This is a genomic window from Gordonia sp. 852002-51296_SCH5728562-b, from assembly GCF_001665475.1.
Lineage (GTDB): Bacteria > Actinomycetota > Actinomycetes > Mycobacteriales > Mycobacteriaceae > Gordonia > Gordonia sputi.
Genome location: NZ_LZMI01000080.1, coordinates 1 through 1647 on the forward strand (window position 1 = coordinate 1; position 1647 = coordinate 1647).

1 protein-coding gene is annotated in these 1647 nt (G+C 64.1%); it reads left to right on the forward strand.

Annotation, left to right across the window (positions count from 1 at the left end; all coding sequences use genetic code 11):
- Positions 1–121 precede the first annotated feature (121 nt).
- A complete protein-coding gene (locus A5766_RS14805; RefSeq protein ID WP_064868524.1) occupies positions 122–1504 on the forward strand; it encodes an IS1380 family transposase in 1383 nt (460 codons plus the stop codon).
- Positions 1505–1647: the final 143 nt, after the last annotated feature.

The window sequence follows — 1647 nt, forward strand, 5'->3', positions numbered from 1 at the left end:
AGCCTCGATCCACCGATTCGTATTCGTTTGGGCGGTGAGGGATAGACGAAATGCCCTGTCTGAGTGACAGAATGGGAATTGTCTAGGTTTCCATCCGTGCACGCAGAAGGGCATCTCGTAGATGCGATTGTCTCACAGTCATCCGGTCCGGTCTGCATCCTGTGATGATCCGAATCTCCTCGGCGCGGCGGGGTTGGTGCCGGTGATGACGTTGGCCGAGCAAGCGGGCCTGTCGGGGTTGGCTCTCGAGCATCTGACGGTGCCGACCGACAAGGGCGCCAATCCGGATCGGAAGGTGTTCTCGCTGGTCGCGGGCATGGTGGCCGGTGCCGACAGCATCGATGACATGGCCGTACTGCGGCACGGTGCGATGGGGAAGGTGTTCGACCATCCGTATGCCCCGTCGACGTTGGGGTCGTTTCTGCGCGAGTTCCGGTTCGGGCATGTCCGGCAATTGGATGCGATCGCCGCCCGCACGCTCGCTGGCCTGCACACCCACACCCCGGTACTGGCCGGGATCGACGGGCCGGTGATGGTCGACATCGACGACTCGATCATCGAGGTCCACGGCCCGGCCAAACAGGGCGCTGGGTTCGGCTACACCCGGGTACGGGGGCTCAACTCGGCGATCACCACCATCAGCACCGCCCACGGTGCACCGGTGATCGCTGCTCAACGACTACGCAAAGGAGCATGCAATTCCGCCCGCGGAGCCCATCGGTTGATCGCCGACACACTGGCTAGCGTGCGGCGTCTGCGGTCGACTGACGCGTCGGGGCCGGTGCTGGTGCGGGCGGATTCAGCGTTCTACGGTCACCGCGCCGTCAGTGCTGCGATCGGTGCCGGCGCCCAGGTATCGGTCACCGTGCGCCAAGACTTGCGGATACGTGCGGCGATCAGCGAGATCGCAGCCGATGCGTGGACAAAGATCGAGTACACCGACGCGATTCTCGACGCGGACACCGGACTGTGGATCTCACGTGCCGAGGTCGCCGAGATAGCGTTCACCGCGTTCACCTCCAAAGCCAAAGCGCTGCAGGTTCCCGGGCGGCTGGTGGTGCGCCGTATCCCCGACTTCCGACCCGAGGGCGACGGCCTGTTCGATGTGTGGCGATTCCACGCCTTCTTCACCACCAGCGACCTCGACACCGTCACCGCCGACAAGACCCACCGCGCCCACGCGGTCATCGAACAAGTTCACGCCGATCTCAAAGCCTCCGCGCTCGCGCATCTGCCGTCGGGAAAGTTCTGCGCGAACGCCGCCTGGCTGGTGTGTGCGGTCATCGCGTTCAACCTGACTCGTGCTGCCGCCAGCCTCAGCGGCGGGCGTCTGGCCAAAGCCACCACATCCACGGTCCGCCGCACCCTGATCTGCATTCCGGCGCGTATCGCGTCCTCAGCCCGGCGCATCACCATGCACCTACCCGCCCGATGGCCGTGGGAAACCGAATGGAACCTGTTGTTCGACAACACTATTCACCGAAGACCGCCAACCTGGCCCTAACCACCCCGGCCCAACAGCCTCGATCCCGAAACCCGGTGAAACAAGCCGACATCAGAGATCGGCAACTGACTCATGCCCGCCACCCAGGCCGAACGTGCTCAACACTTTTCACCACACCGCAAAAGCCGATCGGTGGATCGAGG